The following is a 15602-nucleotide window of genomic DNA, read 5'->3' on the forward strand; positions in this document are numbered from 1 at the left end:
CTTACTCCTTGGTCTGGTCCGCGGACCCGTCGGACGCCTGCACGCCCAGTTCGCCCAGCAGGCGTTCGCGCGTACCGTCGTCCTGGATCAGGGACTGCAATTTCTTGCGGAATTCGGGCAGGTTGCCCAGCGGGCCTTTCAGCGCCTTCAGCGCCTCGCGCAGCTCGATCAGCTGGCGCAGCTCCGGTACCTGGCCGACGATCGAATCGGGTTCGAAGTCGCGGATGTTCTCGAACTTCAGCGCCACGGCCATCGCTTCGTCGGTTTCGCCTTCGGCCAGGCGGTTGGGGACCGACAGCGTCAGGTTCAGGTTCTGTGCCTTGAGCACATCGTTGAAATTGTCCTTGTCCACGCGTATGGGCTTGCGTTCGTCCAACGGCGTGTCGGACTGCTGCAGCGTGAAATCGCCGATCACCAACTGCTTCAGGGGCAATTCGACTTGTTCCTGCGCGTCGCCGGTCGCCGGCTTGTAGACGATATTGACGCGTTCCTTGGGGGCTACCGATCCTTCATTGGCCATGGTTATCTCCTGGGTTTCGGTGATCAGGCTGCGGCGGTTGACTGCGACAGTTGCCAGGCGGCCCTGCAATCCACGCTGGCCAGTCTGGCCAGCAGCGCACTGGAGGACCCGGCGTCATCGGCGCCGTATCGCAGTTCGACGGCCGCCGCCAGCGCCAGGGTCTGCCGGGCGAGTTCCGGCTCCCATGACGGCAAACGATGGGCGTCGAGTTCTTCAATCAGGGGCGACAGCAGCGGCCGGATGTCGGCCCTGCCGTCGAAGCGGTGCAGCAGGGCGCACTGCGCCAGGCGCAGGCGGAAGCGGGCGCGCGCGCTCTCGCTGCGGCGGCTGGCCTGTTGCAGGCGGTCCAGCGCTTCGTCCAGGTTGCCGGCGGCGGCCTCGGCTTCGGCGGCACCGGCCAGGGCGGCCAGGTCGTCCTGCTCCTTGCCGGCGGGCGGCTTTTGCGCGCCCCCCAATCCTTCCAGCCAGGCGCGCGTCTCGGGGTCCGCGAAAGGCTGGCCGTCATTGAATTTCAGGTCCGGCAGGCCGGGCAGGCGCTCGATCAGGCGGCTGGTCTCGAAAGCGACCGTCGCGGCCGCCTCCGCGGCGCCCAAACGGATCAATGCGGCATGGCTGGCGCGGTTCAAGTCCAGCCAGTAGCGGTGCGCGATCAGGTGCGATTCGGCGAACTGCACCACCGCGTCGGGTTCGCCGGTCTGCGATATCCGCTTGAATCCGTCGGCCAATTGCATGGGCGGCGGCATCAGCAGGGTGGCGCCGGCGCGGGCCGGCGGCAGGCCTTCCAGGGCCGTCCAGGCGCAGAGCCGATTCATACGGAAGAGCAGGGGCAGCGCCGGCTGGGTTTGCAGATACCACTCCACCAGCGGCCGCAAGCTGGCCAAGGCCGACTCGGCGGCGGCCGCGGGGTCGCTGCCGGCGGCCGGCGCGGAAACGGCGATGGCCGGGGCCGGCGCCATGGCCGTCGCCGGGGCCGCAATCGCGGGCGCGGCGGCGGTAACGGACGGCACTGCCGCTGTTTGCGGCACTGGCGCCACCTCGGCGGACGGATTCCCCGGCGGTTCGGTCGCAGGCTCCTCCGGTGCCGCTTGCACCGGTACCGCGCGCAGGGCCGAACGCAGGCCGTAGAACGCCGGCGGCTCGTCGTCGTGGCTTTGCCAGGCGGAATCCAGCGCTTCCCAGTCTTCCAGCATGGCGGCGTGCAGATCCGGCGGCAGCGGCGTCTCGTCCTCGCGATTCGGCTGGAGCCGGTCGCCCAGATGATCGAGCAGCCATTGCACCTGGTTGCGCCGGCCGCGCAGGCGGGCGGCCGGCGGCGACATGTCGTCCCAATAGACCTCGACCAGGTCGCGCAGCACATGAATGCCGTCCGCCAGCCCTTGCGAACCCGCGGTTTCGTAAAGGCCGGCAACCAGCCAGGTGCCCGCGGCCAGGTCCTTGCCTTCTTCCCCGAGTATCCGCGCGGCCAGCGCGACCACGGACGGCCAGTCGACGGGAGCATTCGCGTGGATGTCCGTCATCTGGTCGATCTGCGACTTCAGGGCAGCGAACGCTTCGCCGTCACGCGGGCTGTCACCCGCGGCACGATCGCTGCGGATGGGAGCTCTTCCTACGTCACGGTTGAAGTTGACTGCGGACACGTCGTTTCACCTTGTATCGACCGGCGCGGCGACATCTGCAATAAGCTGATACCGGCCGCTGCAACGATTCGAGCGATTTCGGGAGAAAGCGTTAAATCGGCTTTCTCATGCAGCGCATGCTAGCGAGGGAGCGTTAATCGCCCGTTGAAGCACGGCGTCAGAGGACCGTTACAAAGTGAAATCCGTTAAACGTTGTTTTAACGTTTATTCTGTACAAGCTGTTTTGTAGGAATTGTCTGGAAACGACGAGGAAACATATATAAATGGGGGATGGCAGGATGAAAACGATGATGTGGGTGTGTGCCGGCGCCGGTTTCGCCTGTTGACCATCGCCGCTTCCGCGCTGCCGTGCACCCAGCCCTGTCCCGCCCCGTCCAACTGCGCCTGCTCGGTGAATTCGACGTCGCCGTGCGCGACGCCAATTGCACGCGGGCCCTCAACTACAGCAAGCCGCGGCTGCTGCTGGCGCTGCTGGCGCTTGCTCAGGGCAAGCCGTATGCGCGCGCCGAACTGGCCGATATGCTGTGGCCGCATGAATTGCGTGACGGCCGCGCGAACCTGCGCCATGCGCTGTTCGTTTTGCGCCGCCTTTTCGAGCCGGTGCCGGCCGTATGGACGGCCGCCGGCGCGACACTGGCGCTGAATCCGCAGGCCATCATGGTCGACGTCCTGGCGCTGACCGGCGCGCCGGGCTACGAGAGCCTGACGGCCGAGCAGCGCCTCTCCTATGACCGCGGCCGTCTCCTGGAATACACCGAACTGCCGGAAAGCCCGGCCGTCGCGAGCTGGCGCACCAGCTGGCAGTCGCGCATAGAGCGCGAAGTTTCGGAAACCCGGAAGTCCCTGTTGACGCGGCTGCGCGAAGAGGGGAGAGGCGCCGATGCCCTGGAGCAGGCCAAGCTGTGGGTGCAGGCGCATCCCGAAGACGAGGGCGCGCACAGGCACCTGATCCGCCAACTGCTGGACAGCGGCAACCGGGAAGCGGCGCGGTTGGCCTACGACGATTGCGCCGCGCTGATTCGCGACCGCTACGATTCCGAGCCTTCGGCCGAAACGACCGCGCTGATGGAAGGCGCGGCGCCGGCGTCGCTTCGCATGGAAGGCCTGGATGTCCCCGCGGATCGCCAGTACCGGCCGCTCGCGGTCCTGGCGGTCGTGTTGTCGCCGGACGACCAGGACCTGCATCTCGAACAGACGCTGCACGGCCTGCAGATGGCGCGCAAGCACCTGCTGGATCTGGCGCAAAAGGAAGGCTGCCACGTCATGCTGGGGCTGGCCAGCAGCCTGGTGGTGGTGTTCGGCTACCGCGCGCTGAGCGAACGCCCCGCGCACGCGGCGGCCCGGCTGGCCTGCGCCATCCGCCAGCTGGCCCTGCCGCCGGGGGTGCGGGTCGGCATGGGCCTGCATTCGGACATCGCCCTGGTGCAATCGGATGAACGCCCGGACGCCGGCGCGCTGGTGACGCAGGAAGCGGTGCGCATGGCATACCTGGCCGAAGCGGGCGAGGTGATCGTCAGCCAGGCCGTCCATGAGCGCCTGTCCGACGGATTCGACGTGCGCGACGAGAAGCGCCACGGCCGCCGGCTCTGCCTGCTGGAATCGCAGGTGGAAGCGCAGGCCGTCGGCCGCATGTTCGGGCGCGCGCGCGAATTCGACGCGCTGGTCCATGTGTGGGCCCGCCTGCCGGTTGCCCGGCCCCCGACCGCCATGATATTGCGCGGCGAACCGGGCATCGGCAAGTCGCTCCTGGCCGGGGTCATGGCCGAGTATGTCCGGCGCACGGGAGGCGAAGTCTGCCAGCTTTCCTGCCATGAGGGCCATGGCGCCACGCCGTTTCGCCCGGTTCGGGAATACCTGCTGCGGCGGCTTTCGCTGGAGTGGGGGACCGCGGACGTGGCGGACGTACCGTCCGGCGATCTGCAGACCCGATCCGTGGATATTCTTTGCAAGCGCGTGGGGCTGGATCCCGGTGTGCGGCCGGCGTTGAAGCGCGTGCTGTACCCGGAGACCAGCCGGGGCGAAGCCGGCACCGCCGCGCCCGCCGACACCCCGCAGGCGGTGCTGGTGGACGTGCTGGCGTCCATCCTTGCGCATCACGACTTGCCGGGCCGGCCCCGCCTGCTGATCTGGGAGGACCTGCATTGGGCCGACCGGTCCAGCCTGGCGCTCATCGAAGCGCTGGTGCGGCGCACCCGGTCTTCGCCCATGATGCTGCTGGCCACCGCACGGGAGGAATTCACGCCGACATGGCCCGTGCATGAGATCGCGCTCAAGCCGCTGGAACGCCAGGCCATGGCGGAACTGGTGATGAATCGCGCCCGCGGACAGCGCCTGGTGCCCAGGCTGCGCGCCCAGATCGTCGACAGCGCCGAGGGCATACCGCTATATGCCGAGGAAATGGTGCGCCAGGTGACGCTGGGCACCGACGTCGGCGTCACCCCGGCGATCGCCGACCTGGTCGCCGCGCGGTTGTCGGCACTGGATCCCGCGGCGCGGCGGCTCGTGCAGTTCGCCGCGGTCGCGGGGCGCCTGGACGATCTGCTGCTGACGTGCGCGGCGGCCGAAGGCGGTTTCAGCCGCCGCGATATACCCGCCGTGCTGAGCGAACTGCACCGCCGTGGGCTGTTCGACGGCGGCGTGCCGGCAAATTTCCGTCACGAGCTTATCCGTGCGGCCATCTACCGATCGCTCAGCCCGAACGAGCGGCGACGCCAGCACGATCAGGTCGCGCAGTACCTGATCGGCGCGAATACGCAAGCGAAGCCGGTCGACCCCGCGTATATCGCGCTGCACCTGGACGAGGCGCGGAATCCGCAAGCGGCGCAATGGTGGTGCATGGCGCTGCGCGACGCGCTGACGCAATCGGCGGTGCAGGAGGCGAAGGACCTGGCTGACCGTGCCCTGGCCGCGGTGGCCCTGGTAGAGGACGCCGCCGGCCGCCGCAAGGCCGAAATGGAGTGCCAGCTCTTGCGCGGTACGCTCTATTCCGCATTGCGCGGCGGCGGCGCGCCCGAAACCGCCCGTGCGTATGCGCGCACCGCGGAACTGCGCGACCGCGACGATAGTGTGCATGTTCAATTCCAGCAGTTGTGGGGCGACTGGACGGTGGCATTCTGCACCCGGCCCCATCGGGAAAGCCTGCAACTGGCCGATCGTTTGCTCCGTTACGCGGAGCAGACGCGCGACGGCCTGCACCTGGGCTGGGCCCAATACGGCTACGGCTATACCAGGCTATGGACCGGCGATGCGGCCAGCGCCGAGCGCTGGCTGCGGTCCAGTATCCAGACGCTGTCGCTGCAGCCGGAACATACGCTGCGTTATGCGTTCTGTGGCGCGGATGGCGTCAGCCTGGCGCGCGCCGTATTGGGCCTGGCCCTGGTATTGCAAGGCCGCGACGAAGAAGGCCTGGCCAGCGCGCGGGCCGGCGTCGCTGCCGCGGACGCGCTGGATCATCTGGCCAGCCGCGTACTGGCCCAGAGCCTGCTGACCAAGCTGCATTGGCTGCGCGGCGACGAAGCGGCAACGCGCGAGGCGGCCGATCGCCTTGGGCAGTTGACGGCCCAAGGCGACTTTGCCTTGTGGAAGGGGCTGGGGCAGGGGTGGGCGGCGTGGAGCCGCGCGCAAGGCGGGGACGTGGCCGCGATCGCTCATATCGAAAGCGCATTGCAGGCCTGTCGCGACGGATTTCCGGTCCTGCAGTCGCATTTGGAACTGCTGCTGGCACAGGCGCACCTGACCGGCTGCAACACCGGCGCGGCGATGGCGGCGCTGGAGCGCGCGGGCGTCCTGCTCGACACGTTCAGCAGCGAATTCCTGCGTGGCGAATATCTGTGCCTGCTGGGCGACGTCTGGGAGCGGCGCGGCGACGGCGGGCGTGCCGTCGCCTGTTGGCGCCTGGCCGTGACGGAAAGCCGCCGGCTGGGCCTGCTGCTGTCGGCACGCCGATCCGAGGCGCGAATCTGGGACAGCGCGAGCCGGGCCGCCTGAGCCTTATCCGGCCCGCGGTTAATGCGCGCCGGCGCGGCGCGCCTTGTCCCATGCCTGCCGCGCGGCCGTGCGGCCTTCCTGGCAAATGCGATCGAGGTCCCAGCCCACGGGCCGGCCATCGTCCACGACAAGTTCGCCTGCGACGATGACGGCCTGTACATCGCGCCCCTGGCCGGTGTGGACCAGGGTACCGACCGGGTTGGTCAACGGTACCCAGTGCGGGCGATCGGCATCGAGCAGCACGATGTCCGCTTCCTTGCCCACGGTCAGGCTGCCCAGGCGATCGCCCAGGCCCATCGCGTCGGCGCCGCCCTGCGTGGCCATGTGGAAAACATCCGCCGGCTGCCAGGATTCGTCGACCTTGCCTTCCTGGATGCGCGCCGTCGCCAGCGCCCAGCGCATCAGCTCGATCATGTCGCCGTGCTGCGTGTCGGTGGCCAGCGCCATGTTCAGGCCGGCCCGGCGCAGCATGGGCGTCGGCGCCAGGCGGCCCGATGCCGCGTTGCATTTGGGAATGTGCGCCACATGCACACCGGCGGCGGCCAGCCGGGCGGCGTCCTCCGGCGTGACGTAGATGCAGTGGCCGGCGATCAGCCGGTCGTTCAGCAGGCCGGCTTCGTCCATCACCTGCGTCGACGTCTTTCCGCTGCGCGCATGCACCCGGTCGACCTCGGCCTGGCTCTGGCCCAGGTGCGTATTGACCCGCAGGCCGCGCCGTCCGGCGTGGTCGGCGATCCGCGCCAGCAGGCGATCCGAACAGGTGTCCGCGGCGTGGGCGGCGAGCTGCACGCTGACGCGCGGATGGCCGGCCCAGCGGTCCGCCAGGTGCAGGCCGCGTTCCAGCAGCGATTCGCCGATCGCCGGTTCGTGCACCCATTCGCGCGTGCGCGCGACGCGGTCGAAATCGACGTCCAGGATGCGCCAGCTGGCGGCGATGCGCGCGCCCAGGCCGGCGATGGCGTCCGTGGTGCTGTCGGCGTGGGTGAAGTGGTCGCCTATGACGGTGGATCCGGCCAGCAGGGCTTCCATCGCGCCCAGGCGCGCCAGCGCGCAAGCCTGTTCGTCGTCCAGGTGCGAGGCTTTGGGGATGCCGGGGGTGTAGGAAGGCGCGAAGCCCAGGTCCGCGGCGACGCCGCGCACCATCGTCAGTACGGAATGGGTGTGGACGTTGACGAAGCCGGGCGTGGCGACGCGGCGCGCGCCGTCCAGCGTGCGTGTCGCGGTCGCGCCGGGCGGCGGCGCGTCGTCGATCCAGGCGATGCGGCCGTCGCGCACCCCGATGCAGGCGTGTTCGATGCAGGGACGCGCGGGATCCGCCGTCAGCGCGGTGACGTCCGTGATCATCAGGTCGAAAGCGGGTGTCTGGTTCATGCGGAGCCTCCTGCGGCCGCGTCCATGCCTGGGGCCGTTCCGTCCGAGCCGGCATCGACAGGGTCCATGCGGGACAAGGCGGCAAGCCAGGGCGCGTGCCGGGCGGCCGCGCGGCGCGGGCGCGCCGGCGCCGGCCGTTCGCAGGGCAGGAAGCGGCCATGGCCGGCATGCCCGTGAAAGGCGCCGTCCGCATAGACGACCTGGCCGCGGCTTAGCGTTATCGCCGGCCACGCGCGCACGGTGCGGCCCTCGTAAGGCGTGTAGTCGACGTTGTGATGGAGTTCGGCGTTGCGGATGACGCGCATGATTCCGGTGTCCCAGATCACCATATCGGCATCCGCGCCGATGGCGATGGTACCTTTGCGCGGATACAGGCCGTAGAGTTTGGCGGGCTGTGTCGAGGTCAGCGCGACGAAGGTGTTGATGTCCATGCGGCCGTCCAGCACGCCCTCGGAAAACAGCAGCGGCAGGCGCGTTTCCAGGCCCGGTATGCCGTTGGGGACATGATTGAAGGACGTATGGTCGCCTTGCGGCTTCTTTCCGCCCGGCCCCTCGAAGCGGAAGGGAGCGTGGTCGGACGAGAACACCTGGAAGGTGCCGTTGGCCAGGCCGTTCCACACGGCCTGCTGGGCGGCATGGTCGCGCGGCGGCGGGCTGCAGATGCAGCGCGCGCCTTCCAGCAGGTCGCCTTCCAGGTCCGCCGCCGTCAGGAACAGGTACTGCGGGCAGGTCTCGGCATAGATCTTCAGGCCGCGCGTCTGCGCCCAGCGGATCTGCTCGATCGCGTCCGGTCCGGACACATGGACGATCAGGATCGGCGTATCGAGCAGCTCGGCCAGCGAAATCGCCCGGTGCGTGGCTTCGCGCTCGGCCACCGGCGGCCGCGACAGCGCATGGTAGGGCGGCGTGTCCAGGCCTTCGGCCAGCATGCGGTCCGCCAGCCAGGCGATGCAGTCGCTGCTTTCGGCGTGGATCATGGTCATCGCGCCATGGCGCCGCGCGGCGTACAGCACGTCCAGGATCTGGCGGTCGTCCAGCTTCAGGTCGTCGTAGGTCATGTAGATCTTGAACGACGTGTAGCCCTGTTCGATCAGCGCCGGAAGTTCCTCTTCCGTGACGCGCGGCGTCGCGTCGGAAACGATCATGTGGAAGGCATAGTCGATGCAGGCACGGCCGTCGGCCAGCGCATGGTAGTCGCGCACCGCCTGCACCAGCGATTCGCCCTTCAACTGCGCGGCGAAGGGAATGACGGTGGTGGTGCCGCCGCAGGCGGCCGAGCGCGTGCCGGACAGGAAATCGTCGGCCATGACCGAATCGTCGCCCGTCTTTTGCGCCAGGTGGCAGTGGGCGTCCACGCCCCCCGGCAGGACCCAGCGGCCGGCCGCATCGATTTCCCGCGCGCCCGGCGGCAGGCCGCGCGCCAGCGCGGCGATACGGCCGTCGCGGATACCGATGTCGGCTTCGAAGATATCGCCCGCGGTGGCCACGCGCGCATGGCGCACCACCAGATCGTAGGGCCGTTCATCCGCCGCGCCGCTCCCCTGGCGTCGCGCATCCGCCACCGGCGGCGTTTCGCTTCCGGATGGGGCGGGCTTCATGCCACCTCCTGGAACAGCGATCCCCAGCCTTGGACCCGCCGCGCGTCGCCGCCGGCCAGCCGCAGGGATTTCCAGACCGCCGTGGCGATGGTGTCGTAGATGGGGATGCCGGTTTCGCGTTCCAGTTCTTCCACCAGCGGCGCGCCGCGCAGATTGGTGCAGAAGATCGAGATCGCGTCCGGCCTGGCCTTGGCCGCCTCGCGTACCATGCCGCGCAGCGTGTCGGCGTCGACCTCGGAGAACGAAAAGTTGTCGCGCCTGCCCAGGTGGCGTTCGGCGACGCATTCATAGCCGGCGCCGGCGTAGTTGGCCAGGATGCGCGTCTGCACGTCATCCGTGTACGGCGTGACCAGGGCGTACTTCCTGACCTGGGTGCGTTCGAAGATTTCGTTCAGCGCCAGCACCGATGTGCAGGCCTTGATGCCGGTAGCGCCTTCGATGCGCCGGCACAATTCGACGTCCGCGTCGAATCCCAGCCAGCCGGACGATGTGCCGTTCCAGCAGATCACGTCCATTTTCGCGTGCGCCAGCAGTTCGGCCGCGCGCAGGATGGGGGTGTCGTCGAATTGCGCCAGCGCGCGGTCCGACAGGGCGATTTCCGTGACGGGAAAGCGGCCGAAATGCGCGCTGGCATCGTCCAGCCCGGCGAGCATGGCGCTGGTCACCGGCTCCAGCACGGTGTTGGAGGAAGGGGTCAGCATGCCCAGCAGCAAGCGGTTCGTGGTCATGGGGAGGTTCCTGCGTAGAAGGGGAGGCCGGCGCGCGTGCCGGCGCCGGCGGGGTCTAGGTGGGAGGGCGGCTGGGGCGCGGCCGAGCGCGCGTCCGCGCCCCGCGCGCGGGCGCCAGGCGCCGCGGGCCGCCGATTCCCGGCCATGCGTTCACGCGGCGCGCGCCAGCGCGGCTTCTTCGCGGATAAGCGACAGCACATGGCGCTTTAGCTCGTTGAATACGGCGGATGTGGTGTCGCGCGGGCGCGGCAGGTCGACGGGTATCAGTTCGCGGATGCGGCCGGGCCGATGCGTCATGACGGCGACCTGGGTGCCCAGGATCAGCGCCTCTTCGACGCTGTGCGTGACGAACACGATCGTCGATTGCGACTTCTGCCAGATGGAGACGAGTTCCTCCTGGATGTCGGCCTTGGTCTGCGCGTCCAGCGCGGCGAAGGGTTCGTCCATCAGGATCACCCCCGGGTTGAGCAGCAGCGCGCGCGCGATGCCCACGCGCTGGCTCATGCCGCCGGACAGTTCGGACGGGTAGTGGTCCTCGAAGCCGGTCAGGCCCACCAGGTCGATATAGGGTTGCGCCAGCTTGCGCCGTTCGTCCTTGGACTTGCCGCGCAGGCGATAGGGAAAGGCGACGTTGTCCCAGACCGGCAGCCACGGCATCAGGGTGGCCTGCTGGAAAACCATGCCACGGTCCGCGCCGGGCCGCGTGACGGGTTTGCCTTCCACGGTCACCCTGCCCGTGGTGGGATGTTCGAAGCCGGCCAGCATATTCAGCAGCGTGGACTTGCCGCAGCCGGACGGCCCCAGCAGGCACAGCAATTCGTGGCGGCCGACGCTCAGCGACACGTCCTTCAGCGTCAGCAGCTCGGTATTGCGGCGCGCGTCGTAGAAGGTCTTGCCTATGCTTTCGAAAACGACGTGGCTCATCGTGGACTCCCGGCGGCCTGCTGGCTGCCCTGCAGCGTGGATCCGCGCTGCCAGTGCAGGCAGGCGTTCATGATGGTCTTCAGCAGCAGGTCGGACAGATAGCCGAGCAGGCCGATGCTGACCATGGCGGCAATGACCAGGTCGTAGCGCAGGAAGTAATACGAATCCCACAGGGAATATCCCAGGCCGCTTTTGACCGCCACCATTTCCGCCGTGACGGTCAGCATCCATGCCGAGCCGATGGCGATGCGCAGCCCCGAAAAAATGCTGGGTAGCGCCGCGGGCAGCACGACATGGCGCAGCAACTGCCATTGCGTGGCGTCCATCATGGCGGCGGCGCGGATCAGGTTGCGGTCGACGTTCTTCACGCCATGGATGGTATTCATCAGGATCGGGAAGAAGGCGCCCAGGAAGACCAGGAAGATCGCCGGCTTGTTGGCGATGCCGAACCAGATGATGGCCAGCGGAATCCACGACACGGGCGGTATCGGACGCAGCACCTGTATCGTCGGCTCGATGGTCTTTTCCACCCAGCGCCACCAGCCGATGGCGATTCCCAGCAGAATGCCGCTGGCCGCCGCGATCGAGTAGCCGGCCAGCACGCGCAGCAGGCTGGCAAAGGCGGCCGGCAGCCATTCGCCGCTGTACGACTGCGTGCTGCCGTCGGTGCCGAATATCCAGTCGGCCCAGGTCAGCAGCACGCGCGAGGGCGCGGGCAGCAATGCGGGCGGGATCAGCCCGGACCGGGAGAAGGCCTCCCAGGCGAGCAGGATGACGACCGGGACCACCAGCCGCTCTTTGTGGGCGAATAGACGCATGGGATTCTCCGTGCCCCCGGCGTCAATCGCCGAGTTCGCTCTTGGGTTTGCCGGTGGCCTTGACCAGGAAGCTGTAGTCCATGTGCGCCGGGATCTGGCCGCTGACGTCGGTCGACACGTAGTGCAGGTCCTTCATCATCTTGGCGATCGCCAGCGTCTGTTTCTGGTACATCGCGTAGTCGGGGTAGGCGTTGTCCAGGGCCGCGGCGGCGATCTTGGGATCCAGCGCCGTGTACTTGGTAATGCTGTCTATCCAGACCTGGCGGTCGGTCTTCAGCTTGCCGACCAGGGACACCACGGCATCGACCGTGGCCTGTACGGCCTGGGGCTTGTCCTTGATGACGTCGGAACGGGTGACGATCAGGTTCGTCAGCTTGCCCGCGGCCTGGTCGTAGGGGAAATCGAAATGCTTGCCGGCGCCGTTCATGCGGATCTGCGACGCGAAGGGTTCCACCGTGGACACCAGGTCGATTTCATTGCGTTGCAGGGCGGCCGCGTGGTCGGCGGGATTGGGGATATTGATGAACTGCACGTCCTTGTCCGGATTGATGCCGTGCGTGGCGAGCACGCCGCGCATGTGCAGGTCCTGGGCGTTGCCGCGCGAGGCCGCCACGCGCAGCGGCTGGCCGGCCTTCTTGCGCTCGGCGATCAGCTTCTTCAAGCCGTCCCAATCGTCGGCCTTCAGGTTCAGCGCAGGCGCGGACAACATTTCCGAGCCGCCGTTCACCTGGCCGGAAATGGCCACGACATCGAAGCCCTTGTCCAGCGCGGTGACGAAGTGCAGGTACGTGACCTGGGCGACGTCGATGCTCTTGGACACCAGTGCCGTCAGTACGTCGTTGCCGGAGGTAAAGGCGGTGGCGTCTATGGCCACGCCCTTGGCGAGCTGCGGGGTCAGGCCCATGGGCACGCAGTGCGCGCATTTGGCGAAGCCCAGTTTGATTTCCGGGTCGGCGGCCTGCGCCGCGCCGTGTGCCCCGGCCAAGGCCGCCAGGGCGATGGCTGCCACCGCTTTGATGAAAGACATGGAAAGGCTCCTGTGTTGCGTGATCGGTACGGGTCGGGGGCCGGGCTGCCGGTACGGCGGGCCGGTATCCGGAGGGGATCAAGCAATAGGTGTGCCAACTTTTTCAACGGATTGTGCACAATCACAAGTGCCTTTGTACTCAGGTGAATCGTGACGGCCGAGGGGGAGCAGGCAAAAGGGGAACGTTGTAGCCATGCGCCAGGATGGGGCCTCGTGCACCGCAAATGCGCAAGGCGCGGTGCGTGCCGGCCCGCTCGATGCGGCGGGGTCGGCATCGGTCTGCGCGGGCCGTTCGCGCGTGTCGCCGTGGCGCAATGGTCGTCGGCTGTATGGACGGCGCCACGATATGGCGCTTCCCGTTTTCCTTTCGATTGCGCACAATCTAGAATGTCGCTCACGCGCGGCGAAGCGGCGCGCATCGCGCCCCAAGCTTCGCCGCAACGCCGTTTTCCTGGATACCGCCCGCCGCCGTATGGACTCCCAGATCGACAAAAGCTCGTCTTCCCGCCGCCCCGATAGCGACGGCGCGCCGTCCGCCATGCTGGCCAACGAAGAGATCTACCGCAGGCTACAGCAGGCGGTGTTCGAACACCGCCTGCTGCCCGGCACGCGCCTGGTGGAAGACCATCTGGCCGAGGTCACCGGCAGCACGCGCGGACGCATCCGGCAGGTGCTGGCGCGTCTCGCGCACGAAAACCTGGTCACCCTGGTGCCGAACCGCGGCGCCTTCATCGCCAAGCCCAGCGTCGAGGAGGCGCGCGAGGTCTTCGCCATGCGCCATATGATCGAGCCGCCCATGGCCGAGCTGCTGGCGCGCGCGCCCAAAGCGGCGCAGATCCATCGCTTGCGCGCCCATGTGCGGCAGGAAGCCGCGGCGCGCGCCTCCGGCGAGCGATCCGTCATCATTCGTTTGTCCGGCGAATTCCACCTGTTGATGGCGGAGCTGACGGGCAATCGCATCCTGATGCGCACGCTGCGCGAGCTGTGCGCGCAGACCTGCCTGGTCATCACGCTGTACGACAAGCCCAATACGCCCGCGTGTCCCTATCACGAGCACGAGGACGTCATCGATGCGATCGAAGCGCGCGACAGCGGGCGGGCCGCCAGCCTGATGCGCCACCACCTCCAGCACATCGAAGCCACGCTTGCGCTGGAGGAACCCGAAGCCGCGCCGCGCGTGGACCTGCAGTCGCTGTTCGCCGGCTGAACCTATCGGCCGCCGTCCCGCGGGGCTGGCCGCGCATCGCTCGCGCGGGCAGCCGGTACGGATCGCTGGCATGGTGGATTCTTCCGGGGCATCGCGCTTCGAATTTCCAGAACGTCCGCTGCGAAAATCTGTAATGGACACGCCGGTGCGCGGCTTCCAGAATCGGCTTGGTCCTTCTCCTAGCGGAACATCGCCATGCCGGCTTCCTCCGATTCCCTGGTTTCCTGGTCCACCGTGGACCTGCGGCGCGCCATCGGCGACAAGACGATCTCGCCGGTCGAACTGTTGCAGGCCTGCCTGGCGCGCATCGAGGCGCTCAATCCGCATCTGAACGCCATCACCGCCACCTGCTACGAGCGCGCGAAGGAAGAAGCGCGCGCGGCCGAGGCGGCGGTCCTGCGCGGCCTGCCGCTGGGTGTGCTGCACGGGCTGCCGCTGGGCGTGAAGGACCTGGAAGAGACCGAGGGCCTGTTGACCACCTTCGGCTCGCCCATGTACCGCGGCCATGTGCCCGCCGCGGATAACCTGATGGTGGCGCGCATGCGGCGCGCCGGCGCCATCGTCGTCGGCAAAACCAATGTGCCGGAACTGGGGGCCGGCGCGAATACCCGCAATCCGGTCTGGGGCGCCACCGGCAATCCTTTCGATCCGCGCTTGAACTGCGGCGGCTCCTCGGGCGGCTCGGCGGTGGCGCTGGCCACCGACATGCTGCCGCTGTGCACGGGCTCGGATACGGGCGGTTCGCTGCGCATCCCCGCCGCCAAGTGCGGCGTTATCGGCTTCCGGCCGTCGCCGGGACTGGTGCCGGTGGAACGCCGCGCGCTCGGATGGACGCCGATCTCCGTGGTCGGCCCCATGGGCCGCGCGATGGACGACGTGGGCCTGCACCTGTCCGCGATCGCCGGCCGCGCGGACTGCGATCCGCTGTCGTACGACGTGGACGCGGCGGCCTTCGCCAGCCTGCGCCCGCGCGACCTCGGCAGCCTGCGCGTCGGCTACACGGTGGACTTCGGCGTATGCGAGGTCGATGACGATATCCGCCGCGCATTCCTGGCCAAGGTGCAAGCCATGCGCCATCTTTTCAGGAGCTGCGACGAAGTGCGGCCGGACCTGGCCGCGGCGCACCGCTGCTTCGATGTGATCCGGGCGGCCAACTACGTGGCCCGCTATCGCGAGGCCTATGAGGCGAATCCCGACAACCTGGGGCCCAATCCGCGCGCCAACTACGAAATGGGCGCTGCGATGACGCTGGCCGACCATACCGCGGCGCACCTGGACCAGACCCGCATGTTCAAGGCTTTCCAGTCGCTGTACGAGAACTACGACGTGATCCTGGCGCCCACCACGCCGGTGACGCCTTTCCCCTGGACCCAGCTGGCGCTGGACCGCATCAACGGCAAGCCCCAGGAAAACTACTACCGCTGGCTGGCGCTGACCTATGTCGTGACCTTGATGACCAACCCCGCGCTGTCCATGCCTTGCGGGCGCGATCACGCGGGCATGCCTTTCGGCATGCAGGTCATCGGCGGCTTCCGCCAGGACCTGGCGCTGCTGGAAATCTGCAAATCGCTGGAGTGGGCCTGGGCGCGCGATCCCGCGCTGGCCCGGCCGCTGCCAGACCTGGATCGCCTGCGTACGCAGGCTCCGCTCGATTTCCGCACCGGCATCGTGACCGCGCCGCCGGACCCGGCACTGGTGCGCGGGTCGGCCGAGGCCGCGCGCGCGGATGGCTCGGTGGACGTGGCGGTCTGAACCGCCCTGCCTGCCCGAGCTTGGGGATATCCC

General features: G+C 68.2%; 11 protein-coding genes. 3 read left to right on the forward strand and 8 right to left on the reverse strand.

Translation table 11 applies throughout. The features are described 5' to 3' along the window. Nucleotide 1: 1 nt before the first annotated feature. Nucleotides 2-520, reverse strand: a complete 519-nt coding sequence (gene tssB, locus ACO1P8_RS13185; protein WP_486296335.1) for a type VI secretion system contractile sheath small subunit — start codon at nucleotides 518-520, stop codon at nucleotides 2-4. 23 nt (nucleotides 521-543) lie between these two features. Then, nucleotides 544-2157 (reverse strand): type VI secretion system protein TssA, encoded by a 1614-nt coding sequence (tssA, locus tag ACO1P8_RS13190; protein ID WP_486296336.1) that lies wholly within the window; start codon nucleotides 2155-2157, stop codon nucleotides 544-546. A gap of 348 nt (nucleotides 2158-2505) precedes the next feature. Here tssA and ACO1P8_RS13195 point away from each other — a divergent pair, with 348 nt between their 5' ends. After that, the gene (locus ACO1P8_RS13195; protein ID WP_486296337.1) at nucleotides 2506-6144 is read left to right on the forward strand and encodes an ATP-binding protein; all 3639 of its coding nucleotides are present in this window, start codon (nucleotides 2506-2508) and stop codon (nucleotides 6142-6144) included. Between the two features lie 18 nt (nucleotides 6145-6162). Here ACO1P8_RS13195 and ACO1P8_RS13200 read toward each other — a convergent pair whose 3' ends face one another. The 6 genes from ACO1P8_RS13200 to ACO1P8_RS13225 all read right to left on the reverse strand — a co-directional run bounded on the left by ACO1P8_RS13200 (nucleotide 6163) and on the right by ACO1P8_RS13225 (nucleotide 12610). Continuing rightward, on the reverse strand, nucleotides 6163-7515 hold the full coding sequence (locus ACO1P8_RS13200; RefSeq protein ID WP_486296338.1) for an amidohydrolase family protein: 1353 nt from the start codon (nucleotides 7513-7515) through the stop codon (nucleotides 6163-6165). Next, nucleotides 7512-9113, reverse strand: a complete 1602-nt coding sequence (hydA, locus tag ACO1P8_RS13205) for a dihydropyrimidinase (RefSeq protein ID WP_486296339.1) — start codon at nucleotides 9111-9113, stop codon at nucleotides 7512-7514. Before hydA ends, ACO1P8_RS13200 begins: the two co-directional genes overlap by 4 nt. Next, a complete protein-coding gene (locus ACO1P8_RS13210) occupies nucleotides 9110-9841 on the reverse strand; it encodes a maleate cis-trans isomerase family protein (protein WP_486296340.1) in 732 nt (243 codons plus the stop codon). Before ACO1P8_RS13210 ends, hydA begins: the two co-directional genes overlap by 4 nt. 150 nt (nucleotides 9842-9991) lie before the next feature. Continuing rightward, entirely contained in the window at nucleotides 9992-10765 is a 774-nt protein-coding gene (locus ACO1P8_RS13215; protein WP_094840208.1) for an ABC transporter ATP-binding protein, read from the reverse strand. Then, on the reverse strand, nucleotides 10762-11583 hold the full coding sequence (locus ACO1P8_RS13220) for an ABC transporter permease (RefSeq protein WP_486296341.1): 822 nt from the start codon (nucleotides 11581-11583) through the stop codon (nucleotides 10762-10764). The genes ACO1P8_RS13215 and ACO1P8_RS13220 overlap by 4 nt, the downstream gene beginning before the upstream one ends. 22 nt (nucleotides 11584-11605) lie before the next feature. Further along, a complete protein-coding gene (locus tag ACO1P8_RS13225; protein WP_486296342.1) occupies nucleotides 11606-12610 on the reverse strand; it encodes an ABC transporter substrate-binding protein in 1005 nt (334 codons plus the stop codon). 472 nt (nucleotides 12611-13082) lie between these two features. On the opposite strand from ACO1P8_RS13225, the gene ACO1P8_RS13230 reads away from it, so the two are divergent. Together ACO1P8_RS13230 and ACO1P8_RS13235 are read left to right on the forward strand one after the other, a co-directional pair. Then, entirely contained in the window at nucleotides 13083-13817 is a 735-nt protein-coding gene (locus ACO1P8_RS13230) for a GntR family transcriptional regulator (protein WP_486296343.1), read from the forward strand. A 195-nt stretch (nucleotides 13818-14012) separates the two neighbouring features. Next, a complete protein-coding gene (locus tag ACO1P8_RS13235) occupies nucleotides 14013-15569 on the forward strand; it encodes an amidase (RefSeq protein WP_486296344.1) in 1557 nt (518 codons plus the stop codon). The last annotated feature ends 33 nt before the right edge of the window (nucleotides 15570-15602 follow it).

The sequence above is a fragment of the Bordetella sp. genome, assembly GCF_057362025.1.

What these genes read in the sequence shown, in the direction of transcription:
- ACO1P8_RS13220 (WP_486296341.1), bottom strand. Translation starts at nt 11,583, where the DNA reads ATGCGTCTATTCGCCCACAAAGAGCGGCTGGTGGTCCCGGTCGTCATC.
- ACO1P8_RS13230 (WP_486296343.1), top strand. Translation starts at nt 13,083, where the DNA reads ATGGACTCCCAGATCGACAAAAGCTCGTCTTCCCGCCGCCCCGATAGC.
- hydA (WP_486296339.1), bottom strand. Translation starts at nt 9,113, where the DNA reads ATGAAGCCCGCCCCATCCGGAAGCGAAACGCCGCCGGTGGCGGATGCG.
- tssB (WP_486296335.1), bottom strand. Translation starts at nt 520, where the DNA reads ATGGCCAATGAAGGATCGGTAGCCCCCAAGGAACGCGTCAATATCGTC.
- ACO1P8_RS13215 (WP_094840208.1), bottom strand. Translation starts at nt 10,765, where the DNA reads ATGAGCCACGTCGTTTTCGAAAGCATAGGCAAGACCTTCTACGACGCG.
- ACO1P8_RS13200 (WP_486296338.1), bottom strand. Translation starts at nt 7,515, where the DNA reads ATGAACCAGACACCCGCTTTCGACCTGATGATCACGGACGTCACCGCG.
- ACO1P8_RS13210 (WP_486296340.1), bottom strand. Translation starts at nt 9,841, where the DNA reads ATGACCACGAACCGCTTGCTGCTGGGCATGCTGACCCCTTCCTCCAAC.
- ACO1P8_RS13225 (WP_486296342.1), bottom strand. Translation starts at nt 12,610, where the DNA reads ATGTCTTTCATCAAAGCGGTGGCAGCCATCGCCCTGGCGGCCTTGGCC.
- ACO1P8_RS13235 (WP_486296344.1), top strand. Translation starts at nt 14,013, where the DNA reads ATGCCGGCTTCCTCCGATTCCCTGGTTTCCTGGTCCACCGTGGACCTG.